This is a genomic window from Actinoplanes sp. TFC3 (assembly GCF_001553785.1).
In the GTDB taxonomy this organism is placed as follows: domain Bacteria; phylum Actinomycetota; class Actinomycetes; order Mycobacteriales; family Micromonosporaceae; genus Actinoplanes.
Genome location: NZ_LOJP01000001.1, coordinates 221,989 through 246,370, shown reverse-complemented (window position 1 = coordinate 246,370; position 24,382 = coordinate 221,989). Strand labels below are relative to the sequence as shown.

24 protein-coding genes, 1 tRNA gene and 2 pseudogenes are annotated in these 24,382 nt (G+C 65.7%); 17 read left to right on the top strand and 10 right to left on the bottom strand.

The features are described from left to right. Window positions 1–102, top strand: a pseudogene (locus tag TFC3_RS38950) (IS481 family transposase); the annotation flags it as partial. Between the two features lie 19 nt (window positions 103–121). Here TFC3_RS38950 and TFC3_RS01120 read toward each other — a convergent pair. The 7 genes from TFC3_RS01120 to TFC3_RS01090 all read right to left on the bottom strand — a co-directional run bounded on the left by TFC3_RS01120 (window position 122) and on the right by TFC3_RS01090 (window position 4,610). Continuing rightward, a protein-coding gene (locus TFC3_RS01120) for an IS5 family transposase (protein WP_236717921.1) occupies window positions 122–999 on the bottom strand; the annotation gives its coding sequence in 2 pieces (ribosomal slippage) (window positions 122–210 and window positions 210–999; 879 coding nt in all). Between the two features lie 120 nt (window positions 1,000–1,119). Beyond that, the gene (locus TFC3_RS01115) at window positions 1,120–1,416 is read right to left on the bottom strand and encodes a hypothetical protein (protein ID WP_153040057.1); all 297 of its coding nucleotides are present in this window, start codon (window positions 1,414–1,416) and stop codon (window positions 1,120–1,122) included. Further along, the gene (locus TFC3_RS01110) at window positions 1,416–2,291 is read right to left on the bottom strand and encodes a site-specific integrase (RefSeq protein ID WP_153040056.1); all 876 of its coding nucleotides are present in this window, start codon (window positions 2,289–2,291) and stop codon (window positions 1,416–1,418) included. Before TFC3_RS01110 ends, TFC3_RS01115 begins: the two co-directional genes overlap by 1 nt. After that, the gene (locus TFC3_RS35215) at window positions 2,288–2,584 is read right to left on the bottom strand and encodes a site-specific integrase (RefSeq protein WP_236718344.1); all 297 of its coding nucleotides are present in this window, start codon (window positions 2,582–2,584) and stop codon (window positions 2,288–2,290) included. The genes TFC3_RS01110 and TFC3_RS35215 overlap by 4 nt, the downstream gene beginning before the upstream one ends. Before the next feature lie 96 nt (window positions 2,585–2,680). Further along, complete coding sequence (locus TFC3_RS01105) at window positions 2,681–3,238, bottom strand: hypothetical protein (protein WP_153040055.1); 558 nt, start codon at window positions 3,236–3,238, stop codon at window positions 2,681–2,683. A gap of 217 nt (window positions 3,239–3,455) precedes the next feature. Then, window positions 3,456–3,806 carry a GNAT family N-acetyltransferase gene (locus TFC3_RS01100; RefSeq protein WP_236717920.1) on the bottom strand — a complete coding sequence of 117 codons (351 nt, stop codon included), beginning with the start codon at window positions 3,804–3,806 and terminating at the stop codon, window positions 3,456–3,458. 731 nt (window positions 3,807–4,537) lie between these two features. Then, window positions 4,538–4,610, bottom strand: a tRNA-Arg gene (locus tag TFC3_RS01090). A gap of 470 nt (window positions 4,611–5,080) precedes the next feature. Between TFC3_RS01090 and TFC3_RS01085 the strand changes: the two genes are divergently transcribed. Next, window positions 5,081–5,737 carry an HAD family hydrolase gene (locus tag TFC3_RS01085; protein ID WP_067494338.1) on the top strand — a complete coding sequence of 219 codons (657 nt, stop codon included), beginning with the start codon at window positions 5,081–5,083 and terminating at the stop codon, window positions 5,735–5,737. Here the strand turns inward: TFC3_RS01085 and TFC3_RS01080 are convergent. Further along, complete coding sequence (locus tag TFC3_RS01080) at window positions 5,734–7,059, bottom strand: helix-turn-helix transcriptional regulator (RefSeq protein WP_067494335.1); 1,326 nt, start codon at window positions 7,057–7,059, stop codon at window positions 5,734–5,736. The two genes, TFC3_RS01085 and TFC3_RS01080, sit on opposite strands and share 4 nt — an antisense overlap. A gap of 323 nt (window positions 7,060–7,382) precedes the next feature. Here TFC3_RS01080 and TFC3_RS01075 point away from each other — a divergent pair, with 323 nt between their 5' ends. The 13 genes and pseudogenes from TFC3_RS01075 to TFC3_RS01005 all read left to right on the top strand — a co-directional run bounded on the left by TFC3_RS01075 (window position 7,383) and on the right by TFC3_RS01005 (window position 20,959). Then, window positions 7,383–8,801: an APC family permease gene (locus TFC3_RS01075; RefSeq protein WP_067494332.1), complete on the top strand. Its 1,419-nt coding sequence runs from the start codon at window positions 7,383–7,385 to the stop codon at window positions 8,799–8,801. Then, window positions 8,798–9,787, top strand: a complete 990-nt coding sequence (locus tag TFC3_RS01070) for an acetamidase/formamidase family protein (RefSeq protein WP_067494329.1) — start codon at window positions 8,798–8,800, stop codon at window positions 9,785–9,787. The genes TFC3_RS01075 and TFC3_RS01070 overlap by 4 nt, the downstream gene beginning before the upstream one ends. A gap of 5 nt (window positions 9,788–9,792) precedes the next feature. After that, window positions 9,793–10,491 (top strand): GPP34 family phosphoprotein, encoded by a 699-nt coding sequence (locus TFC3_RS01065; protein ID WP_067505682.1) that lies wholly within the window; start codon window positions 9,793–9,795, stop codon window positions 10,489–10,491. Between the two features lie 543 nt (window positions 10,492–11,034). Further along, a complete protein-coding gene (locus tag TFC3_RS01055; protein ID WP_067505679.1) occupies window positions 11,035–12,126 on the top strand; it encodes a hypothetical protein in 1,092 nt (363 codons plus the stop codon). Then, a complete protein-coding gene (locus TFC3_RS01050) occupies window positions 12,123–14,099 on the top strand; it encodes a hypothetical protein (protein ID WP_067494323.1) in 1,977 nt (658 codons plus the stop codon). Before TFC3_RS01055 ends, TFC3_RS01050 begins: the two co-directional genes overlap by 4 nt. After that, window positions 14,096–15,133: an enolase C-terminal domain-like protein gene (locus TFC3_RS01045; protein ID WP_153040053.1), complete on the top strand. Its 1,038-nt coding sequence runs from the start codon at window positions 14,096–14,098 to the stop codon at window positions 15,131–15,133. The genes TFC3_RS01050 and TFC3_RS01045 overlap by 4 nt, the downstream gene beginning before the upstream one ends. Further along, the gene (locus TFC3_RS01040) at window positions 15,133–15,576 is read left to right on the top strand and encodes a YdeI/OmpD-associated family protein (protein WP_067494317.1); all 444 of its coding nucleotides are present in this window, start codon (window positions 15,133–15,135) and stop codon (window positions 15,574–15,576) included. Before TFC3_RS01045 ends, TFC3_RS01040 begins: the two co-directional genes overlap by 1 nt. After that, window positions 15,573–16,229, top strand: a complete 657-nt coding sequence (locus tag TFC3_RS01035) for an HAD family hydrolase (RefSeq protein ID WP_067494314.1) — start codon at window positions 15,573–15,575, stop codon at window positions 16,227–16,229. The genes TFC3_RS01040 and TFC3_RS01035 overlap by 4 nt, the downstream gene beginning before the upstream one ends. Beyond that, a complete protein-coding gene (locus TFC3_RS01030) occupies window positions 16,226–17,017 on the top strand; it encodes a trans-aconitate 2-methyltransferase (protein ID WP_067494311.1) in 792 nt (263 codons plus the stop codon). Before TFC3_RS01035 ends, TFC3_RS01030 begins: the two co-directional genes overlap by 4 nt. Next, window positions 17,014–17,761 (top strand): annotated as a pseudogene (locus TFC3_RS40295) (creatininase family protein). The gene TFC3_RS01030 and the pseudogene TFC3_RS40295 overlap by 4 nt, the downstream one beginning before the upstream one ends. 26 nt (window positions 17,762–17,787) lie before the next feature. Continuing rightward, on the top strand, window positions 17,788–18,537 hold the full coding sequence (locus TFC3_RS01015) for a phytanoyl-CoA dioxygenase family protein (protein WP_067494303.1): 750 nt from the start codon (window positions 17,788–17,790) through the stop codon (window positions 18,535–18,537). Window positions 18,538–18,594: 57 nt separating this feature from the next. Beyond that, a complete protein-coding gene (locus TFC3_RS01010; RefSeq protein ID WP_067494300.1) occupies window positions 18,595–19,278 on the top strand; it encodes an L-threonylcarbamoyladenylate synthase in 684 nt (227 codons plus the stop codon). 625 nt (window positions 19,279–19,903) lie between these two features. Then, on the top strand, window positions 19,904–20,959 hold the full coding sequence (locus tag TFC3_RS01005) for a beta family protein (RefSeq protein ID WP_067494297.1): 1,056 nt from the start codon (window positions 19,904–19,906) through the stop codon (window positions 20,957–20,959). Between the two features lie 160 nt (window positions 20,960–21,119). Here TFC3_RS01005 and TFC3_RS37700 read toward each other — a convergent pair whose 3' ends face one another. After that, window positions 21,120–21,293: a hypothetical protein gene (locus TFC3_RS37700; protein ID WP_161952511.1), complete on the bottom strand. Its 174-nt coding sequence runs from the start codon at window positions 21,291–21,293 to the stop codon at window positions 21,120–21,122. A gap of 170 nt (window positions 21,294–21,463) precedes the next feature. Between TFC3_RS37700 and TFC3_RS01000 the strand changes: the two genes are divergently transcribed. Then, entirely contained in the window at window positions 21,464–21,688 is a 225-nt protein-coding gene (locus tag TFC3_RS01000) for a hypothetical protein (RefSeq protein WP_067494294.1), read from the top strand. An 883-nt stretch (window positions 21,689–22,571) separates the two neighbouring features. On the opposite strand, the gene TFC3_RS36670 is transcribed toward TFC3_RS01000, so the two are convergent. After that, window positions 22,572–22,814: a hypothetical protein gene (locus TFC3_RS36670; RefSeq protein ID WP_153040052.1), complete on the bottom strand. Its 243-nt coding sequence runs from the start codon at window positions 22,812–22,814 to the stop codon at window positions 22,572–22,574. Window positions 22,815–22,949: 135 nt separating this feature from the next. Between TFC3_RS36670 and TFC3_RS00995 the strand changes: the two genes are divergently transcribed. Then, on the top strand, window positions 22,950–24,382 hold a 1,433-nt coding region (locus TFC3_RS00995), incomplete at its 3' end, for a DUF6531 domain-containing protein (protein WP_236717919.1).

Below are 24,382 nucleotides of genomic sequence, written 5' to 3'. Positions count from 1 at the left end.
CCCGCCTTCCTGCACCATTACAACCACCACCGGCCCCACACCGCCACCGGCGGCCTACCACCCATCACCCGATTGACCAACGTCCCCGGACAGCACACTTAAGGCGTGTTTCATAACTAGGTCAGAGCCACTCACTGATGGTGGTGATGGCCAGGACGGTTTGGAAGCGGACGGCTAACTTGTCGTGGCGGGTGGCGACGCCGCGGTGGCTTTGAGGCGCGCGATGCCATTTTCGACGGCGTGGCGTAGCCGGTAGAGCTGCGGATTGAAGTTCGGTGGGCGTCCGCCGCGTGAGCCTTTGGCTTTGCGGTGGGCGTCTTGCTCGCTCTTGCTGGGGATGCAGGCTTTGATCCCGGGTGAGCGCAGGTATCGGCGGTTGCCGCGGCTGGTGTAGGCCTTATCGGCCAGCACCAGCACCGGACGCGTGCGGGCGCGGCCGACACCGAGCCTGCTGACTGTGATGCGGCGCAGCACGGGGATGAACTGCGGGCTGTCCCCGCGGTGCCCGGCAGTGACGATCATTGACAACACTTTCTGGCCCTGCTCGCAGGCCAGATGGGTTTTTGTCGTCAGCCCGCCCCGGGATCGGCCCAGTCCATGATCGGCTGGCTCGTCATGCACCCCACCGGGTGGTTCCTTCTGCAGGTGCCCGTCAGTGCGTGCACCCGCGGCGTGTTGGTGAGCGCGGCTGGTCATCGAGTCCACGCTGACCGTCCAGTCGATCCGGCCCTGCGCGTCGCCCTGGGCCTGCAGTGCCGACAAGATCCGGTCCCAGGTTCCGTCACGCTGCCAGCGTCGGAACAGTCCGTAGATCGTCGGCCAGGGCGCGTACTCGCCCGGCACGTCCCGCCAGGGGGCACCGATCCGGATCCGCCACCGGATCCCGTCAATGAGCTGCCGTTTCTCCCACTTCGGCGGACGACCCGTCGACGACGGCGCAGGCAGCAGCGGGGCCAGCACAGCCCACTGCGCGTCGGTCAGGTCATGCCGCCTCGTCACCGCTAAGGTGTGGCCACGAGGTCTCCGGTATGAAGTTCTTGCTTGGTCGCAGAACCAGATACCGGAGACCTCTTCAGTTATCGATCACCGCCACGCCGCAACCTGAGCCCACACCGGGACTTACAGAACACGCCTTAGTTGCCACCGCGTCTGCCAGTCTTCGCCTGGGAAGGTCTCGAGCCAGTCGAGGATCCGGGTCACCGCGCGCTGGTGCCGCCACCGTTCGTGGTAGGTCGGTGCGTCCAACAGCGCGTCGGCAAACCGCATGATCTCTTCGCGGCTGGAGCGCTCTCGCCCGTCGACGACCGCGGACAGTTGTGCGGCCAGCCGGCCAGCCGGCTGGCGGGGCGCGGGAAGCACCGTGGGATCAGCAGGGCTGACGGGTGTGCGGGCGACTCGTCCGTGGCGGCCAATCATCAGGCGTCTCCGAACACGTCGGCCAGGTCCTGCGGGTCGTAGTCCCAGCCGTCCAGCGGCTGCGGGGCCGGTTTCGGGCGGGTGTAGTGCTCGTGGACCTTCGCGATCACCTCGTCCGGCTGCGGGCGTAGGTAGCCGCCGGTCGTGGTGATCCACCGGTGCCGCATCACCTGCTGGACATCGACCAAGCTGACCTGCGGATCGGCGATCAGCCGCAGACACAGCGTGTGCCGCAACTCGTGCCAGCTGATGTTTGTCCCGATCCGGTCGTTGACCCGGTTCAGCAGCGCCCGCAGCGCGGTGTAGGTCAACGGCCGCCACGGTCGGCGCCGGGTCCACCACAACGGCTCATCCGGGCCCGGGCGTAAGCCTTCGTCGGCCATCTCGCCCAGATAGAGGGCGAGCCAGCCGAACGCCTCGGGCGAGGCCGGGCACGCCTGCTTGATTCCGCCCAAGCCCTTGGTCCGCACCCAGATCCGCCCGTCACCGGGGTGCGCGTCGGCGACCGTCATCCCGAGCATCTCAGCCGCCCGGGCGCCGCTCGACAGGAACATGCCGGCCAGCGCCCGATCTCGGTGGCAGCCCAGCGACGCGAACACGTCGTCGATCACGTCGTCCGGCACGGCCCGCGGCAGCCGGTCCGGCTGCTTCTGCCGGTAAGCGCCACGCCGGTGCAGCCGGAACGGCTCCATCGGATTGTGGTGTGCATCCGGCCGGCCGCCGGTGCGCGACTGCGGCGGCACGGGCGAGACCATCGGCCCCGAGCCAGACGCGCGGTGGAACTCGTAGAACGCCGCCAGCACCGACAAGGCGTGATCGATCGTGGCCGGCGCGTACCCGACCCGCAAATGGGCCTTACCGGTCCTCGCGTTCACCGACCCAGGCGCCGGCGCTCCCGAGCCGGGTTCGCGCTCGACCGTAACCAGAGCACGAAGTCCCGCACCTCGGCCCGGCTCACCCGCTCCCAGCCGACGTCGACCGCGGCGAGGAACCTGAACCAACGCAGTAGGTCGAACGCGTACGATCGGCACGACGCCGCGCTCGACCCGGACGCCAACAGCTCCCTCAAGTAGACATCGGCCGCCTCGATCCGGGCGCCGGCCCCGTCGAGCACCACCCACGGCAGCGTCGGGTCCGAGGTCGGAACCACCCGCCCAGCCCTGGTCACCGTCAAGCCGGCCACCTCGTGGCCCCCTGGTGCCGAGTCGTGGTCCACGTATCGCCCTCCCGAAGATCGACCTTCCGGAGAGGGAGGGTTCTCCGACTACGCGGCCAACCCCAAATCCGACACGCCGTTAGTGCGGTCAACGGACCGGTGCACCGCCTTGCCGGAGAACGACAGCCGCAGCGAGAACAACATGCAGGTCACCGGCTCGCCCCGCAGATTGATCACGACCTCACCGAAGTCGACCTCGGCCTCGTCACCCGGCCGGTGCGTCTGCGGCAGAAACACGTTGACCGGACCGCGGCCCGCCTCCGCCCGGACCTTCGGCTTCCGCTCGGCGACATAGCCTCGGACCACCTGGTAGGAGACGCCGTGCATGCCGTGCTCGTCGAGCAGCCGATCGTAAATCCGCTTCGCCGTGTACCGCTGCTTGCGCGGGGCGTCAAGGTCCGTCCGGAGGATGTCGTCGATGACGGGCTTGAACCGGTCCAGCACCGAGGGCCGTGGCGGCAACGGTTTGCGTTCCCGCGGCCACGCCGACGCCAGCGCGTCGCTGACCGTGTGCCGGCTAACCCGATATTTGGTCGCGGTGGCCCGCCCGGACATGCCCGCCCGCGACTCTCTGCGGATCGCCGCGAACAGCTCAACCTTCGACATCCGCGGCATCTGCGGACCTCCGTCCCGACCAGCCGATGCTCCCACCACACTCGGTGGCGCTGAAACTCGCTGACATCGAATCCACCCGATCGGGCGGTGCGCCAATGGCGCTCGATCTCAGTAACAAAGCCGAGGTCAGCAGCACAGAACAAGATTGGTAGGCGGCCCCAAAGGGCACCCGACGCAGAGCGGCGACAGGCAAACCCGGTATCGGCCGCTAAAGCGCAATCCAGTAGCGGCGCTTGAGCCCGATAGAAGTTTCGCGCACGTCTTCGAGTACTCCACCATGCTTCTCGATCACCCGCGCTGACGCAGCGTTCTCGTCATCGCAAGTGATCAGCACCGAATCGAGGGGTCGTAGCCGGGCCGCACCCAGTACCTCACCGAGCGCCCAACTCGCCACACCGCAACCCCGCGCCGACGGGCGGGTGCTGTAGCCGACGTGACCAGCGGCCTGCAGCAGAAAATCGGTGAGCGCGTATCGCAGCGAAATGGCACCCAGGACGGTGTCATTCTCGTCGAGGATCCACCAATAAGCAGCGTGTACCAAGCCTGCCGCAGGCGGCACGCTTTCGTCTCCTTCGCGTCGCAACCGTGCCACCCACTCGGCGAAGCCGGCTGGCGAATCGATGTCATCGCCGGGCCGCAGCCCACTGCCGGGCTGGTGGACGCCGTTGCCCCACTCGTCGCGTGACGCCAGCCATGCTGCGTGGAGCTCAGTCGTTGGGTCAACCAGTCTGCGCACGGTTAAGGATCACAACTCAAGCAACGCCAGTGCAACCAAGGTCGGGTCCACCGGGTGGCGCTGGAACTCACCGACATGGACTCGGCCTCGCCGCACGCGGCGCTCAATGTGAACGACATCTGGCGCTTCGAACTCACTTACAGAACCAACCGCCGGCCCCACCGATCCCTGCCACACCGGGCCGCCCCCGCCACGGCTCATCACCACCGGCCGAAAGCCACCCCCGACACCAGCAAACGCGCCGACACCCTGGACAGAGTTCGCAACGACAGGATCAGCAAAGCCGACACCGTCACCCTGCGCGTCGCCGGACGGCTGCGCCACATCGGGATCGGCAAACCTACGCCGGAACCTACATCACCTTGCTCATCCAAGACCTCGACGTCCGCATTCTGCACGCCGCTACCGGCGAACTACTCAGAAAGCTCACCATCGATCCCCAACGCGACTACCAGCCCACCGGCAGACCACCCGGCCCTACCCCCACAGACAAAACGCCCGAACCTACAAAAACGTAGGTCCGGGCGTTTCCGATGTCTTGAGACATCACAACGTGCCCCCGGTAGGAATCGAACCTACGACACACGGTTTAGGAAACCGATGCTCTATCCCCTGAGCTACGAGGGCGCAAGTCCCCAGCCTACCTGCCAGCGGGTGTCTACGAGTACCAGGGCGTGCCAACCGCTGCCAACGTGTCTGACCAGCCGTCACGCCGACCCATGGAGCAAAAAGGGAGCACCGACCACCGCGCGATCTGCCCGTACCAACCGGTGCCAGACGCTGCACACGGCTGCCGGTCAGTAACAACATCTCACCGAGCAGATGCCGAGCAACGCCCTTGGGACCAACGTTGCTTGGACCGACGCTCCGAACACGTGGGCGCCGCTGGAGGCGATGGGCCTCAGGGCCTTGCACCACCTGAGGAACTACCGCGCGGAGAAAGGCCTACGTGGGCATCAGCTGATTAACCGCCCGGTCCTTGCGCGGCGCCTGCACCGCAGAATTCGTCAAGGGCGGACCAGGTCGGTGCGGGAGGTCTGGCCGTCCGGCACGGCGTACGATACGAGGCCTTGATCGCGTTTGGAAGGTGACCTGCCTTGATCACCGCAGTGTTCTTCGACGTCGGAGAGACGATCGTTGACGAGTCCAGGGAGTACGGGACCTGGGCGGATTGGCTCGGCGTTCCCCGGCATACGTTCTCTGCCGTGTTCGGCGCGGTCATCGCCCGTGGCCTTGACTACCGCGAGACGTTCCAGGTCTTCCGGCCTGGTTTCGATCTGGCGGTCGAGCGGGAGGCCCGCGCAGCGGCTGGCCGGCCTGAGTCTTTCAGCGAAGAGGATCTGTATCCAGATACCCGACCGTGTTTGAGTACCCTGCGCGAGCAGGGCCTCATGGTCGGACTCGCCGGCAACCAGACCGCACGTGCCGAGACGATCCTGCGCGCGCTTGATTTGCCGGTCGATGTGATCGGGACATCGGACGGCTGGGGCGTGGAGAAGCCGTCGACAGCCTTCTTCGATCGGGTCATCGCTGAGGCCGGTGGCGATCCGGCGTCGGTGCTCTATGTCGGCGACCGCCTCGACAACGACGTTCGCCCTGCGCAGCTCGCGGGCGTGCACACGGCGCTGATCCGGCGTGGGCCGTGGGGGTACGTCCTCGTAGACCCCGGGGTGTCGGGACAGTGCCTTTTCCAGATCGACTCGTTGGCCGAGCTTCCCGCACTGGTTGCCAAGTACAACGCGGAACAGGCCTAACCGGAGATCGCCGGACGGCCGTTGCTGACCAGCGAAGCGATGCGTTGGTCGAGTTCAGCGCCGTGGCGGCTATCGCCCAAAATGCTCCGGGTTGTGCGGGCACGGTCCAGGCCGGTGCTGTACCAGTGCTGCTCGACCGCGTCGAGTGCCTGACCGAGGTAGGCCGCGGCGCGATCGGGGTCGTCGCGGTGAGCATCGGCAAGATCGGCCAGGACCACGCTGCGCTGCTTGGCGTCGCGTGGGCTCAGCGAGTCCAGGCTGAGGCTTAGCCGCTCGGCAGCGTCGGCTGTGGCATCGTCTGCCAGCGCGGCGTAGCCGGCGAAGGCGTGCAGCCGACTGGCGCTGTAGTAGTCCATCCAATCGGGCATCGACGGGTCTTGCCCGAAGGCCGTCTCGGCCAGCGTGATCTGGTGGCGGGCTGCGGAGGGGGCGCCGGCGCGCGATTCGATCTCGGATGCGACGCAGTGCAGCCAGGACCGTACGGCCGGTTGGACGCCGTGCCAGGTGTGTTGGCGAGCAGCCGTCAGCAGGTCATGGGCTCCTTGCGGGTCATGACCGAATCCGGGGATGAAGGCCATGTGTCCGAGCACCGCTGCAGCCAAGCCGTGGTCGCCGGCTTCTCGGGAGGCGGTGAGGGCGACGTCGTAACAGCGGTGGGTCAGTGCGGGCTGGTTGAGGTCGAAGAAGGCCAGGCGACCCGCCAACAGGGCCGTCTCCGCCAAGGCGGTGGCGATGGTGGCTCGCGATTCTTCACCGGCGGCGCGCATGAGCGAAACGCCGAGCTGCGCATGGGTGTAGATCGGTTCGAAAAGCGTCCGGGGCGAGCACGACCAGTACAAAGCTCGATGCTGGCGCGTCACCTGGAGGTATGCGTCGGCGCCGCCACCAGGGCCTCGATCAGCCTGCGTGTCGGACAGCGAAAGCAACGGCGTCATGCCGGGCAGGGCCGCCATCCCCAGTAGCCCGCGCAGAACGGTCGCTCGGTCGATGCCGCCGCCACTGCTAGCCATGTCGAGTAACCTCCTGAACTCACCCGCGATGTCGGTGTCGGGCCTCTGCTGTAGTTCGTCCGACGTCAGCAACCCTAGTTCGCTCGCCGGCCGTGCGAAGAGCTGGACGAGGTGTTTTCGGTAGCGCGGTTCGGGCCACCGTTCGCCGGTCTCCCACCGCCGGACGGTGTTCGCTGACAAGCCGGTGTCAGGTTCGCCGGCGCGGCTCATGGACAGCCGGATCTGGTTGCCGAGCTCCTCGTAGGACCATCCTCGTTGGAGCCGCTCCCAGGCGAGAAGGCGGTTCGGAAGACGCTGTCTGCCGTTGCTCACCTCAGCCCCTCCACATCTGTCGTTCGGTCCGTGGCCACCGTAGCCACGAGGATGACTATTCGTCACCGGGTGGTTACGAGCGGACGTGATGTGGACGGTACCGCGCTGCCCGTTGGACCGGTTGGCTGAGCGATGTCCACAAACGCGTTGCCGCGACGGACGGTGTCGCTTACCTGGCGGTGTGCTGAGAGAGCTCCGCGCCGCTGGGAGGACGAGCGGGTGCGCCATACAAGACCCGAATGCAGGTCGCAGGGTCTCTGGCGGGCGCACCGCTCAAATACCGAAACCCGACTCGCGTCGGCGCTGACATAGAGGAGAGCGCAATGCGAACACAATCGCGGCCGTACCTGGGGACCAATGCCGCGATCACGAATACCGGTCGCTACTACCGTCCCGAACTGCGGCGGACTCTGGGCTTCGGCGCGTTGTTGGTGTACGGGCTGATCTACATGGTGCCGATCGCGCCGATGGGGATTTTCGGGTCGGTGTACGCCAGCTCCGGCGGCATGCCGGCGATGGCGTACCTCGTCGGCATGGTTGCGCTGGCGTTCACCGCGGCTTCGTACGCGCAAATGGTGAAGGCATTCCCGCTCGCCGGGTCGGTCTACAACTACGCAGGACTTGGAATCGGCGCCCCCGTCGGGTTTCTCGCCGGATGGCTGATCCTGCTCGACTACCTCCTCGTACCGAGTCTGCTCTACCTCGTGGCGGCTGTTGCGATGCACTCGACCGTGCCAGCCATCCCGGTATGGCTCTGGCTGATCGGGTTCGTGCTGCTCAACACACTCGTCAACCACCGCGGGATCAGGATGACGGCGCGCTTCACGACCGTGATGCTGGTCGGCGAACTCATCGTCCTGGCCGTCTTCGTCGCCGTCGCGGTCTACGCCCTGGCGAACGGCCGCGGTCAGGGATTCTCCTGGTCACCGTTGTTCAACGCGGACACGCTCTCCTCGTCGCAGGTCTTTGCGGCGGTTTCGGTCGCCGTGCTGTCCTTCATCGGCTTCGACGGGATCAGCATGCTCGCCGAGGAGAACACCGGCGGCGCCGGCCAGATCGGCCGGGCCATGGCCGCCGCCCTCGGCCTCGCCGGGCTGCTCTTCATCGCCCAAACCTGGCTGGCCTCGCTGCTGGTCGCCGACCCCGCCGGGTTGCTCGCGAACGGTGACCCGGAAGGCACCGCGTTCTACGACTCGGCACGGCTCGCCAGCGGCCCCTGGCTGGCGACGTTGTGCGCGGTGGCGACCGCCATCGCCTGGGGCGTGGCGAACTCGATGGTCGCGCAGGTCGCCACCTCCCGGCTGCTCTACGCGATGGCCCGCGACCGCCAGCTACCGAAATTCCTGGCCAAGGTGTCCGCCAAGCACAGCGTCCCCATGAATGCGCTCTCGCTGACCGCGTTCTTGTCGCTGGCGATCGGCCTGTACATGAACTGGCGCACCGACGGGATCGCGTTGCTGTCCAGCCTGATCAACTTCGGAGCGCTGAGCGCGTTCATGGTCCTGCACCTCGCCGTGATCTGGCACTACCTCGTCCGCAAGCGCAGCCGGAACCTGTTCACGCACCTGCTGGTGCCGGCTACGGGATTCGCGATCCTGGCCTACGTCGTGATCAACGCGAACGTCGCGGCGCAGAAGCTGGCCTTCGTGTGGCTGGGTGTCGGCATCGTCGTCCTGGCGGCGCTCTACGCCGCCGGCCGACGCCCCGAGCTCTCGGGCCTCGCCGTCAAGGAGGGAGCGTGATCCTCATCGAAGCCCCCGAGGAATCACTGAGGTACACCTTCGGACAGCACCCGCCGCTCGCTGTTCTCCACCCGGGCGACGTAGTGAGGACCAGCACCGAGGACTGCTTCGGCGGCGCAGTCCGTTCGGTCGAGGATTTGCCGTCGCGGGTGTGCGACTGGTTCAACCCGGTCACCGGCCCGTTCTTCGTCGAGGGTGCGGAGCCCGGTGACACGCTCGCCCTGCATTTCGCCGAGATCAACCCGGCACGGGATTGGGGGATGTCGGCGACGTTCCCGCACTTCGGCGCACTGACGACCACCCACGCCACGGCGATGCTGCACCCGCCACTCGAAGAGCGGGTCTGGCGCTACGACATCGACACGACCGCCGGGATCGTCCGATACCACGCCCGCCGTAGTGCCGTGACCGTCGATCTGCCGCTCGATCCGATGCTGGGCACCGTCGGCGTCGCCCCAGCCGCGGGCGAAGTCCGAGCCACAATCGTCCCGGACGCTCACGGCGGAAACCTCGACGTTCCCGAGTTACGGCCTGGGACGACGGTCTATCTCGGCGTCAACGTCCCCGGAGCACTGTTCGCCTTCGGGGACGGCCACGCCCGCCAAGGTCAGGGCGAGGTGTGCGGGGTCGCGGTGGAAACGGCCATGAACGTCACGGTCGCCATCGGCCTGATCAAGGACACGCCCACGCCCTGGCCGCGCTTCGAAACCGACAAACGGCTGCTGTCGATCGGGTCGGCCCGGCCGCTCGAGGACGCCTACCGCATCAGCCAGCACGACCTCATCACCTGGGTCTCGAACCTGAGCGGCTTGGAACTGCTCGACGCTTACCAACTCGTCTCCCAGGCCGGTCAGTCGGCGCCCGGCAACGTGTGCGACCCGAACTACACGATGCACGCCGCCATCATAAAGAACCTGCTCCCCGGCCTCACCCCGTACGGCGGCATCCGTCAGCGCTTGCGCGCCCTCGCCGCAGAGCCGCGGTGACCGTCGTGCGACACGCAGCCGCTGAACCGCACTCGACCCGCCACCCGCTCTGGGCCGACCTCTGGATTATCACCCATGCCGAAGACGGCGAACCGCTCGCGCACGTGCCATCGCTGTCCCTCGGGCTGGCCGGCGCCCTGCTCACCCACCTCGTCCTACCCACCGACTGGGACCGTGAACGGCAAGGCTTCTCCACCAGCCGCGCGCTGATCGTCGGCGACGCCGTCATCGTCACCGACCCGATGCCGACCGGAAAACCCCTGGTCGACTGGGCTACGGCCCACCTACACGCCGCTGCCCGCACGTCGGTCCGCGACGCGCTCAACGATCTCGCATTGTTCGCCTACGACAAAGTCCAAGCGGCGCTCTTCGCCGCCGACATGATCCGTCCGGTTGAACGGCGTCGCCTGCTCGCCAGGAAAACGACCTACCCACTGTCGAACTCCCGCGCCATCTACCAGGTCCGCGGAAGGTTGTGTCACGTCGTCCAAACCTTCGTACGCATCGACCCCGAAACCGACGCCCTCGGCGGTCTCTTCCGCGCCCTCAACCTCGAACCGCAGCTTTACCTCGACCTGCCCGACATCAGCGACCGCCGCGACGCCATGACCCGACGACTCGGGCGTACCACCCGGGCAGCTGAACGCGTCATCCATACGACTCAGGACTTGATCGGCGAGGCGGCAACGGCGGTCTACCGATGACCCTCCATCCGTTTGACCTTACACCCGAGGGTTTCCGACCTTCCCCGTTCGCCCTGCACCGGTGGTCACCCACCGAGCCTGGAACCACGGAGATCGCGGCCTGGGGCATGACCCTGCCCGACGGCAGCGCCATCTTCGCTTCGGCGGCAAGCCCAATGGCTCTCGGTGTGTGCAGCAACGCGGAGCGGGCGGCCTGGATGCACGGGGCCGCCTTGTCCTGGCTCAACCCTGAGCGAGACGAACCTGACTGATCATGCTGTCGCGTGCCGGCATCCGAATTCGAGGGCGGCGTCTGTCCGGGCCGCCGCATCTCCGGGCAAGTCTCCCCGGAAAGCGCCTTCACGGCGCTGTGACTTTCTGTGACAGTTGGATAACGACCAGTGCGTGGGGGATGGTGTGCGGACGGCGGTCATCCGACCGTCCCCGCGAAATCGCCGGCAACGGTTTCGGCGGGTCCCTGGTCACACGCTCTGGCTCAACGCGGCTCACGGGTTCCCTGCGATGGGAGCAGCCAGTGGGCGCCAGTTCTGGAGGCAGGCCGAAATGCAGATTGCAGCCCCTACCACCGTGCTCGGCTACGACGAGGTCGTCCGGTTGGCTACGCGTTACGACGTACCGGTCGAAGACGCGCTGCTGATCGCGCTGAACCTATATGGCATCTCGTCCGATCAGGAAACGCATCGCGCCCGGGTCTCCGTACAGATCGCCTCCGCACCGCACGTGCCATGGATGGTGATCGTGCCGTTGAACGCGGTCCAATCGCCGTTCAGGCTGGTAGGACGTGACTTGTACTTAGAAGAAGACCTTGTCGGCAGCGTTCGGCGCGTCGACGCTGACGAGGCGGTCGGTGGCTACTTCCGTGACAACGGCCTGGCCGCGACGCTGAATCCGAACGCCCGTAGTCGTTGTGTTGGCTGCGCCTTCTGCCCGAACACCCTCGAGGCCGCCGCCGATCCTCGTTTAGCCGAGGAGCGGGAGCTCACCGAATTGTTGGCGGCGATGGTCGAGCAGCACCCACGACGGGATCTGACCGAGCTTCGGGAAGTCACCGTCTCGACCGGATGCTTCGAGCGGGAGGACGCCGCCGTGACGCACCTGCTCGGGCTCCGGACGGTACTCAGTGAGCATGGCATTCGAGCCCGGATCGGGTTCCTGACCTCGGTGATCGGATCAGACACGGCGTTCGCCGAGTTGGCCGAAGGGGTCGCCCCGTTCGTGCTGCGCCTGACGGCCGAGTGTTTCACTCGGCGGGACCTGCTGCTGAAGGCGAGCAAGGCCCAGCTTCGACGCGCTGAGATGCCTGTTCTTCTTCGCCGCGCTCGTGACGCCGGGTTGGACACCTCATTCACCTACATCGTGGGTCTTGATCCGCTTGATGAGCTGCGCGAGGGTGTGGCCGCCCTCGGCGCGCACGTGACCGATTTCCCCAACTTCCAGGTCTACCAGGCACATAACTCGATTATGGCTGGGTTCCGGACACCCGTGGCCGAGCAGTTGGAGTTCTACCTGCAGGCCAGAGCGACGATCGAGCAGCTCCTGGGCGGACGTGGGCTGCGGCCCCAGGCCTGGGAGTGTTACCGGCCGTTGTGGTACTTCACGTTCGCTGGTGAGTCACTGACCGGCGGCCCGCGATGACGGTGGGTCTCACCGGCCAGGCTGACGCGCTTTGGCGGGCGATCACGTACCTCTCGGTGACGCAGCTGCACCTGCGGTCGAACCCACTTGCCGTCCAACCGCTCAGTGCGCCAGATATGAAGGCCCAGCCGTCGGGTCATTGGGGAACCGTGCCCGGAACGGCCTGGGTGCTGGCCCATCTCGGTCTCACCGCCGAGTGCCATGGCGACGTGGAGGTCGTGCCCGTGATTGGCGCCGGCCACGCCGGCGTGGTCCAACGGGCACTGGCCTGGCTCACCGGCGACCTGACCAAGGCAAACCCGCGGTTCAGCCAGGACGTCAACGGCCTTGCTGCGTTGGCGGCGTCGTTCCCCGACATCGACAAGTTGGGCTCCGAGGTCCATCCTGCACTGCCGGCCGGCGCCTACCTGGGAGGCGCGCTCGGCGGCGCGCTTGCCTTCGCTCAAGGGATGGCACTGGACGCGCCGAGCCGTGTCGTTGTCCCGATCTTGGGCGACGGTGAATGTGAGACGCCGACCACGGCGGCGTCATGGCTGGCCCACCACGTGCTTGGTGGCGCTCAGGTACTCCCGGTGGTCCATCTGAACGGTCAAAGGATGGGCGGCCCGTCGCTGCTGGGCGCCATGAGTGACCTGCAGGTGAGCGCCTACGCGCGAGGTTTGGGCTGGGAGCCGGTTATCGTCCACCTTGGTGTCAGCAATAGTTTGTCGGAACACGCGGCGTTCCACGAGGCCCTCGCGGATGGCATCGACGCGACCCAACGCGGAACGTGCACAGTGCTCTTCTTGCGGTGTGTAAAGGGCTGGTCCGGACCACTCGGCGCGCACAAGACACCGCTGACAAACCTCGGCGATGATCCACGCCAGCGGGCGGAGTTGCGCACGTGGATGTCGTCCTACCGGCCGGATGAGCTATTCGACCGCGACGCGCAGCCGGCAGGCGAGCTCGCATCCGCCCTGGCCAACGTACGATTCGATAATCCAACACCGCCCGCGCCGCTTTCCCCTGCGGCGGCATCTCCCGGCGGGCAAGGCTTCGCTGTCGAAATTTCCGCCGTACTGCGAGCACACGCGGCGACCGGCGACCTGAAGGTATTCAGCCCGGACGAACTGCAATCGAATCGCCTCGGGGACCTGGTGGACGAATCGTGGGTACACGAGGTGCTCGCCGAGGAAGTGCTGCTCGGCTGGCTGACCGGATGGACCGCGAGTGGGCGCCGCGGCGTCCTCATCTCCTACGAGGCGTTTGCGCCGCTCCTGCTGACGGGGTTGATCGGGTTGATTAAGCAACGGCGACTCGTCGACCACGCTCTGCCGAGTATCAACGTGCTGCTGACCTCGTACGGATGGCACAACCTGTACAGCCACGGTGACCCGTCGCTGGTCACCGCCTTGCTGGGAACCGCCGACCCGGCCGTCCGTGTGTTCACGCCGGCTGACGCGGACAGGACCGCCCTGGTCCTCGATGAAGCGCTTCGATCAACCGGGCGAGTCAACGTCATCGTCGCCGGCAAGCACTCCTCACCTGTACACCCACGCGAGACGTTCGACGCGGAACGACGCCAGGGCCTGGCAATCTGGAACCACCTGAGCGACCCCGGCGAACCGGACCTGACGCTGATATGTGCGGGCGATCTCGCCGCGACCGTCGTCACGGAAGCCGTCTTCAACATCCGCCGGACTCTCGGTTGTCGTGTCCGAGTCGTGAATATCCACGACTTGACGGCGCTCGCAGATCCGTCTCTAGATCAGCACTTCGGCGAACACGCCACGATTCTCATCGTGACCCTCGGGCACCCCGCCGCGATCTGGGGCTTGCTCGGCGGGCGGTTACGCCGACAGGTCGAGGTAGTGGGGTGGCGTGAAGCTCCGTACCCCATGCCGCAAGACGATCTGGCCGCGTGGGCTGGACTCGGTGTCCCTGGCCTCACGTCGGCGGCCGGAAAGCTGCTAACGCAGCGGTGTCGCTCATGATGGCCGTCATCGAGGATGTCCAAGTCGTTGTAACCGACACCGCGCCGGGCGAGGACTCTCGGTTCGTGGCCCTCCACGCAAGCGGAACCACCGGCTGGTACGGGCCGATTTCCGCAGAGATCGGCCAGTTCGTGAAGACGGTCCTTACTGACTCGTTAATAGGCGCTTCGGCCGACGACCACATCGGCCTTCACGCTGCGCTTCGCCACACCACCGCGGCCAACTGTGGCTCGATAGCGTCTTGGGCCGTCGGCGCCGTGGACTGTGCCGCCTGGGATCTGCATGCCCAACTCGCCGAGGCTCCGGTTGCCGAACTACTGGGGATGTCGCTGCGGTGGCAGGTGCCGCTCTACGCATCGTGGTTGAGCCTTGACCTCTCGCGCCCGGCATCTCTGGCCACCGCCGCGCACGTTGGCCGCGCCGGATGGCAGTTCACAAAGTGGGGCCTGCGCAGGAGCTCCGAAGCAAGCAACCTCGCGGCAGAGGCCACGCGGCTTGCGGCAACGGCGCATGCGGTGGCAGAAGCTCTCGGGCGGCCCGGAGCATTCGACGCCGTCTTCACCTGGAATCCCGTGCTCACCGGGTTGCTCATCAACCAATGGGATCCGGCGGTCGCGATCTGGCTGGAGGACCCCCTACCAGAACACGACCTCGGTGCGTATCGGCCGCTGGCAGCAAAGGTGCCGTTAGCAGTCGGCGAGCGACTGCACCTGCACGCCGACGCCCAGGAATTGTTCGATCTTGCGCCACGGGCGTTCACCCTCGACGTCGTCGCCTGCGGCGGCCTCACCCGTGCGGTCGAGTTGGTGAACGCAGCCTACGCACTCGGTGTGCCGGTCTACCCCCATGGCCGCTCAATCGTCCCGGCAATCCACCTGGCCGCCACCTTTCCCGACGCGATCCCAGCAGTGGAATACCGATTGCAATGGGAGCCGACACGGCAACAGGGATATGCCCATCCCTGGGAGCCGACAGACGGAATGATCACCGTTCCCAGGTCGCCGGGCCTCGGCGCCACGCCAAGGAGAGGTTGATGCCAGAGACTACCCAAAGCCTGCCCGTCACCGGCACCGTTGCGGCCGGCTCGAACGGAATGCTGCTCATGCTCACCGAACGCCTCGACGGGCACGACACCTTCCTGACCGGCCGGCTGCAACTCGCCGACACTCCACCCGTGGCGGTGCGGATCCTGACCTTCGACGACGTCACCGTCCTGCGTCTGCTCGACCAGCCGTCGACGACCCACGCTGGTTCGTGGACGGGCACCCTGCATCTGTCACATGGCTGGCGCTCCCGTGCGGTCCCATCAGACCTGGCCACCGCGGCCGACTCCGCCCGGCGCGACCTCGCCGCACTCGACGACGCGGAGCGCCGCTACGCACTCACCTTCCTCGCCGAGGCGAGCACCCCTTCGATTCGCGAGGCCAGGATCGAGGCCATCGTCTCGGCGCTGCCCACATTGGGAAGCAACGCATGACGCGCCTGCTGGTCAGCATCGACGTTGGAGGCACCCTCGGCCACGTCCCTGGACCGAGTCTGGCGGCAACGCTCGTGACAGCCTCGCCGCTTGACCGGGCCGAGGCGCGCGACATCATCCGCAAAAGGCTGTATCCCCGGAATTCGATCGACGCTGCGGTCATCGCGGACGTCTGCGACGCCCTGAGGCTGCCGGCCAGCGCTTTCCCAGTCATCGCGGGCAGCACTGCGCTGCGGATCGTGCCAGGTGCACGTGCCGCGTTGTCCTCGATGAGCCGGCACGCCAGGCTGGTCACGTTGTCCAACGTGACCAGCGTCGAAGCAGACACCGGCCACCTGCTCAGCCTGCTCCACCCGTGGGTACTCGATCATTTCCCTTCGTGCCGGATCGGGTACGCCAAACCGGATCCGGCTGCCTTCCACCGCGTGGCCGAAGAGTGCGACACCAACCCGACGCATATGGTGCACATCGGCGACGATTGGACCTGCGACGTCGTCGGTGCCCGGTCAGCCTGCGTGACCGCCATCTGGGTGTCGCACGGTCGACCAGCGCCCCAGCCGGAGCTGCTTACCGACGTCGGCCTGCTCGTGGCCGCCGATCTCGCCGCCGCCAGCAAGCACGTAGCCGACCTTGCCACCTGGAGAAGATCATGAGTGTGTTCCGCGGAACCGCAAACTTCTATCGGCAGTACCGTCCCGGTATACCGGAAAACGTGGCCGGTGTCCTGGACGCAGCGGCCCCTAACGGAACGCCCCGACGGCTTCTCGACGTGGGCACAGGCACCGGCCTGGTGGTGGAAGCACTCCTCGGTCGGTTCAACGACGTCATCGCCACCGACAACGACGCCGACATGCTCGCCGCCGCCGAGACCGCACTACGTCCCCTGCTGCCCGACGGCACAGAACTGCAGCTGCAAGAGTTCACGGCTGAGGAATTCACCCCGCCCGCAGGGTGGCGCGCCGACCTGGTGACGATCTGCCGGGCTTTCCACTGGCTCGACCAAGCAGCGGTCCTGGCACGCCTGGACACGCAGGTCAGCCCTAACGGTGCCGTCGCGATCTTCGGTGACAACAGTTTCTGGGTGGCCACCAGCCCTTGGAAGGCAGCGGTCCGTTCCGTCATTCAGGACTTCCTCGGCGAGCAACGTCGTGCCGGCCAAAGCACGTTCCTGCACCACAACCGGCCCTATAGCGACATCATGCGCGAGTCGCCGTTCAACCAGGTCGAGGAGTTCACCGTCCCGGTCACCCGGACCTGGACCGCCGCCAGCATTCTGGGTTATCTGTACTCGACGTCGTTTGCCGCGCCGCACCTGTTCGGCGAACGACTCGACGAGTTCGATCGCACCGTCCGTGCCACCCTCGCCCCGTTCAGCGACTCCGACACTTTTGACGAAGACAACGAGTTCCTCATCCGCATCGGCCGGCGAGCCGGGGAATGAAGCGCTGGTACGGGTCACTGCCCGCGCCCGAGATCGCCACGCGGCTGAGCGAGACATCGATTCTCTGCCTGCCGATCGGCTCCTACGAGGAGCACGGCCCGCACCTGCCCCTACACACCGAAACAGTCATCGCCGAACAGTTCACACATCGCCTCATCGACCGCTACGGCGACCGCCACGACCTGTGGGCACTGCCCACGATGCCGTTCGGATTGTCACTGGAACACGCCGGGTCACCCGGCACGATTTCGCTGCGGATGGGCGCCCTCACGACCTTGCTCGACATGATCGTCGGCGAACTGGTCCGCGCGCAGGCTGCTCATCGTCAACGGGCACGGTGGGAACCGGGGAATTCTCGAGGCGGCGAGCTATGAATTACAGGCAGCACACCAAATGCGGATCTGCACCGTGCGCCCCAGCTCGCTCTCGACCATTCGCGCCGAATCGCCGCTGCCAGAAATCCACGCCGGCCTCCAGGAGACCAGCGTGATGCTCGCCCTCGCACCCAGAGATGTTCACCTGGACCAGCTGACGGACACGTTCGTAGTCGACCCCGCTCATCGTGACAAGATCCAGCGGCTCGTCCTCGACCGGGGAACGACTTGGCCGTGGAGCTCAGGCGACGACCGCATCGCCACCAGCGGCGTCATCGGCGGCGACCCTCGAGACGCCTCCGCCGAACTTGGTGAATCCATCATCGCCAGCGCGTTGGAGGCCTGCTTCGCAGTCCTTCACCAGTTGTGAATCCGCCGACCTCATGGGAGATAACGATGGACTTGACCACGGACGAGCTGACCACATTCACAACCAACGGCATGATTATCAAGCCGGGGTTCATTCCGGCTGACTTGATCGACCGTGCAACGACGCTGGTCACCGATTGGTACCGCACCGACATGGACCAACGCCAGCTCGTCGACTACACGCAGCTCACCTTCGCTCCCGAGCTCAGCGACCATCCCGACCTGCTCGCGCTGTTCGCCAACCCCGGAGTGAGCGGTCTCGTCGGCCAACTCCTCGGCGACATCGCTCCGGTCACCACCACGCAGATCCAGATCCGCATCCCGGATGACGAACTCGGCCAGACACAGCCGGCCAAGGCCATGCACGTAGACGGCGTTGCCTGCCCCCACCTCGACCCCGCCGAACTTCGGACCTTCTCCCTCCTCGTGGGCGTCGTCCTCTCCGACATCGCTGATCCGGCCGGCGGCGCCTTGCGCTACGTGCCTGGGGGACATTTGCAGATGGCCGATTGGTTCCGCACGCAGTGGTCTTTGGGTATCACCGCCCAGACGCCACCGCACATCGATACCGAGCAGGGCACTGCCTTGCTCGGCAAACCCGGCGACGTGCTGCTGATGCACCACCTGGTTCCACACGCGGTCGGTCTCAACCACACGACCCAGCCACGGATCATGGCCTACTTCCGGGTCTCCCACGCTAACCACGCGAGCCACCGACTCCAGGCCCTCCGCGACCCATGGTTGGACTTCCCGGCGCTGACCGCCCGATCGCAATAGCCGATCACTGCGGGCGCGACCGTCGACCGCTCTACGAGATGAAAGGACGACTGGCACATGAAACTGATCGTTCCCGAGGAAATCGGCCTCGCTGTCCAGGCCATCGCAGCTGGTGAACTCGTCGTCCTACCGACCCGCCGCTGGTACATGATCTGCGCAAACGCCCGTGACCATAACGCCTGCGCGCGAATCTACTCAGGCAAGAGCCGGCCACGGGCCAAATCGCTGGCATACATCCTGCCGTCCATTTCCTCTGCGCACGACCTGTTCGTCATTACGCCGGCCGCAGTCCAACTCGCCTCGGCCTTCTGGCCCGGCGACCTCGCCATGATTCTGCGCTGGCGCGACCTCGCCGTAGGAGAGCAACACGAACCAGTCGGCGTACCCGACGCCCTGGTGACGTTCGACCCGGGACTGCTCGGGCAACTGGCCCTGCTGAGCCAGGTTCCCATCGCCGCCACGACGGCGAACATCTCCGACCCGACCAACAGAACGGGACCAGCCATCACCGCGAAGGAGGTCCAGCACTTCGTCGACGAATCCGGCATCGACGTCACGTATTGCGTCGACGGAGGCATCAGCCCGCTGGCCCACCACCTCACCATCGCGGACTGCACCGACGCGACGGAGGCCAAGGTGATCAGGTCCGGCGTTGTTCACGAGCGGGCTATCAGCGCTGTCCTGACAGCGTTCGCTACGGATCAGTTGCCGGCGGATGATGGCGTCCGCTACGCGCAGTAGCCGATGATCATGATCGCTACTCGCGGTCAGCATTGAATACAACAGCGAGTCCCGCCGGGCGCCGCTGGTTAAGACGAGGTCTCTCAAGACGGCCGACATCCAGCAAGCATCAGCCCACATTGCCCGAGCCCATCGACCGTCAGCGCGAGGCCTTGCCGTCGGGCGCCCAGGCGTTGAGAAAGTTCCATCTGGCGGACGACCAGGACAATGGCGGTCTCTGACGACCGAGGCCTCGCTGATCGCCCGGTCGATTTTCCTGCCCAGCGTCTGGTCGTCGGGTTATGCGCTACGCCGGGGGTGTTTGCTGCTTTTAAGGGTTTGGGCGACCGCGTCGGCGGCTTCGTGGTGCAGGCGTTGGGCCAGACCTCCACGGGATGTAGCTAGGCGGTCGACTCCTTCGCCGATCGCCACTTTCCCCCGGCGCGCGCTGGCGGCGTTGCCTTACTGAGTACGCCAGCTGATCCACGCTCCGAGCCACCGCAAGAGCAAACGGCCAGCCCAGGACGCCGAGGGCACCGAGAAGCCGCGCTTCGCCCGCCGTCCACGCAGACGGAACCGATAGCACCATGAACACTCATAGTTGTTGATCGGAGACTATAAGTGCATCATCGAGTGAAGCCCCTAGATGGACTGCGAGAGGTGCGCCGTGGTCTACATGCCCATACTCAAGGGCCGAGAGGGTGAGATGAGAGCCGTCTCCAGACTGCGGAACCCACTCACCCGGAGAATGCTGCCGATCTTCGAAGTGCCGCCGACGCGCCAGGGCCCGATCAAGGATGCGTTCGCATTCACGAAGAAAATCTGCCGATCCGTTCCACCACGCATGACAATCGCAGTCGACGCCGGCCATCTGGCCGACCCAGACGAAGGCCAACGCCGACCACTACTGGACATCGCCGAGGACCTCGCTGCTTGGGGCATTCCCATCCGTCCCGTCCTTCATCTGCACGACTCTGCGGACCGGTTGGCGGAAGCGCGGAAGGCTGCCGCCATGCACACCGGTCACGTAGTCATCCGCCTGGGTGGTGACGCTGCCGACCCGGACGACGAGAAGGCCGAGGCGCAGCTGTCATTGCTGTGTCGGCGCGCCGGAACGACGATCGAGGAGGCGGCTTTGGTCCTCGACTTCTTCGAGGTCCGCTCGGCCCGCGACCTGGGAAGAGTGGAGCCGCTGGCCAGGAAATGCGTTGCCTGGGCGCGTCGCTATCCCTGGGAAACCATCACAGTCGCCTCCGGTGCAATGCCCGAGTCGCTCGCAGACCTGCCGACAAACACCGCTACCTCAATACCGAGACACGACTTGGCCCTGTGGAGACGCCTACAAGAACCGGACATCGGGTTCGGCGACTACGGCATCGCCCATCCCAAGATGACCGTCGGGGGCTGGCACCCTACGCCGAACCTGAGATACACCGACGAAAACGTGTGGTGGATTTACCGACGAGCGCGCGACGGCAACGGCAACAAAGGGATGTACGACCTCTGCGCCTCGCTCGTCGCCGCCGATCACTGGCCCCCTGAGGGCGCCGCGTTCTCCTGGGGCGACGCCGAGATCGCCCGACGCGCCGTCGGGCACGGCGGCCCGGACATTGCGACGGGGTGGCGCGCCTGGGGTACGGCACATCACCTGACCCACGTCCTCAAGATGCTCGACGCTGGTCAGCGAGGCGCGAGCGGCTGATTTACGCGGCGACCACCACAGGCGCCGACCGAACCTGATCGCCGCCGAACCTCCTCGAGTCCGCCCATAGTGCCGCTTATGGTGTCAGCAAGCCTCGTGCGCTGGCAGTCGAGCCGGGCCGGGCCGCCCTGCCGCGGTGGGAGAACGGTGGTGCGGCGGCCTACGAGAAAAGGCGCCCGATGCCGTCGCCGATGATCCGAACGGCATCGTCGGCCATGAAGGCGGAGATGGGCCCGTCCGCCAGCTCGACCAGCAGGTAACGCAACGCCCGTACCTGGATCTCCATGCTGGCCCGGTCCACCGGTGCGGTGGCGGCTCGTTCAGCAAGTGCCACGTGCCCGAAAAGGTCGGCACATGCCGGTGATTTGCCCGGCGTTGTCGTAGGTGTAAGTGGCGGCGGTCGTGATGGTCTGATAGCGGCTGCCCGTAGCCAGACACTCCGCGCTCCAAGCCACCGAGGGCACCGACACGCCGCGCTCCGCGCAATCACGGGAGGCTGCCGCCATGCACACCGGTCACGTCGTCATCCGCCTGGGTGGCGACGCCGCCGACCCAGACGACGAAGAAGCCGAGGCGCAACTGTCATCGCTGTGCCGGCGCGCCGGAACGACGATCGAGAAATCGGCGTTGGTCCTTGACTTCTTCGAGATCCGCTCGGCCCGCGACCTGGGAAGAGTGGAGCCGCTGGCAAGGAAATGCGTCGCCTGGGCACGTCGCTATCCCTGGTAAGTCACCCGCCTGTGGCTGGACATGCTGGCGGCGCGGGCCACATCGGCGCTCGCCGGTTCTCCCGGCGCCCCGACGGTCCGACTCACCGCGGCGGACGGTACGACCGAGAGCGTGACGGCGACCGACTAACGCGATCCGGTTCCGCCCAAACTGCTGAACGGGGATGTCTGCCTGATCGACCGGGCCGCGCCAGGCGCGAGCATCGAACGGATGAACCCGGCCCACGTACACACCGAGAATGATCTGCGCAGCGCGGAACTGGCAACGCTAGCCTGGCCACCGGCTCGCCGCCTGGGATGTTCTTCGACTTCGAGCCCCTGCACCTGATGACGACCGCGACGCTGGCCGGCCTCGCGGCCCATACCGGCTAGCCGGTCGACGGCTGGCGTTTCCGGCCGAACATCTTCATCGAAATTCCGAGCCTCGGCTTCGTCGGAAACACCTGGCCGGGACGTCGGCTGCGGATCGGCCCCGACGTGGTCGCCGAGATCATCGTCGCCAGCCCGAGGTGCGTTTTCAAATTGTGAGTCGAAGAGACAGCCGGTGCAACGCTGTCATGGCTCAGTCTCTCATTCCTCTTCTCGGCCAAAGCTTCTCTACTCAAGCGCGGCGAAGCTGGACCGTCATTTTTGAAGCAATGTCTAAGATTGTTAATTCGAGAATGGTCGAATCTGTAGGTCTTTTGATACAGCTCACCTTAAATTGATCTTGGAAAACGGCTATGCGAGCCCGTGATGTACGTCACCAAGGGTGCCGGTACCCGCTACTCTTAGTAGTCGATTTTTACTTTTTATTAGCTTACGGACTATTTGTCCTGTCACCCTGTAAACCTTGTTGACTGTTCAGGAGTAGTCGAATACATTCAAATTCGTCATTGGCGTAGTTACGGGGGTACCGCCATGGATTTGGCAGTTTCGTGAGCAGCGCATCCATCGCTACGGCCGCCGCCGGTGTCTTCTTCCTGTCTTGCGTAGCCGCTGGACTTTTCGTTCGCTCCATGATCGACGCTGCGCATCGCATTGATCAAATAATTGGCGAGATGAATCCGCCAACCGAAACGACCACCGACGGTCTGCCCGTTTTGGTATCCGACTGAATTTTCCTCAATCAGGGCGTTGTCCATCACGAGGCCGACGCAGTGTTTTGCTGCCAATGAGCTGTGGCGGAGACCGTCTCCGCCGTCAGTAGACAGGAGTATTGAATGGCACGAGTTCGTGCTGCACTGGGTACGGTGACGGCGCTGCTAGCGACGTCCTCGGTAGTGGCGTTGCCGGCCGATACGGCCGCCGCTGCACCCGCATCTCCGGCGATTGAGCCGGTGGTGTCACCGCAGAGCAAAGAATCAGTGTGGCTTTACAACAGCCCGGCCAAACGCGCCGCAGTGGCCAACGCCGCGGCCGCGCAGGTCACCGATCCGCCATCGGTGCCCAAGGGAACCGGACCGCTGCGTAATGCGACGCAGCTGTCCTTCTCGCTTACCGACCGGCTCACCATGAAGGTGAACCCGGGCTCCGGCAACCTGTTGCTCACCAGCACGGAACTGACGCTGCCGGGCATTACCGGCAACACCACGCTGGGTGCATCCTTCAACAGCCTGCTGCTCGGCACCAGCATCGCCAACGGTTCGCTAGGCCCGGGGTGGCGCAGTCGAAGTGGTGCGGACGTACGACTCTATGAGGCGTCAAGCGACAACTCGGTGACCTATGTGGCCGCTGACGGTGTGGTCGGCAAATTCACTGTTTCTGGATCCGGTTACAAGACACCAGGGCAGTTCAAGGCCACCCTGGCCCACAACGGTTCGGGGTGGAAACTGACCGAACACGACAGCGGCAAGGAGCTGTTCTTCACCTCCGACGGGCTGCTCGACAAAAGCGAAGACCGCAACGACAACGTCACCGACTACACCTGGAACGGCTCGCAGTGGAGCGCCATCACCGCCGACAAGGGCGTCGGCTCCGGCAAAACCGTAGCTGTGTCCTACACCGCTGGAAAAATCAGCAAGTATCGTCAGGTCGGCTCGGACAACAGCTCCCGCGAGGCCACGTATGCCTACGACAGCTCGGGGCGGCTGCAGACCATCCAAAGCGCGACACCGCGCAAGGTGATGTTCGATTACAACGCCAATGGTGACCTCACGAAGATCACCACCAAGACCGACACCTACGTGCTGATCACCTATGACGGTCAGCACCGGGTCACCTCGGTCAACCAGGTCACCGACAACGCCAGCGGACAGGGCTCGGTTACCCGATTCGCCTACACCAGCTCAAGCCGCACCGACGTCGCCGACCCGCGCCAGGACATCTCGCAGCCGGTGACGTCGGTACCGCACACCACGTACACACTCGACGACGACGAGCGTGTCACCAAGGCCGTTGACCCGGAAGGCAACGAACGCAACGACACTTACACGCCGTTCGGTGATGTCGCGAGCTCGCAGTCGCCAGAGGGCGGCACGGTAACCAACTCCTTCGGTGCGAACGCCGGCGAGTCCATGACGAAGTCGGCGTCACCGACCGGAGCCAGCGCATCCGCGGCTTACGCCAACGCGGCTACTTCAACGAACCCGACGGCCAACTTCCAACCGTCCTCGTCCGTCGACACGCAAAGCAACAGCTCCAGCTACACCTACAACGGTGCCGGCAACAAAACCTCAGCCAAGGACGCTCTCGCAGCGGAGGCCAAAGTCGACTA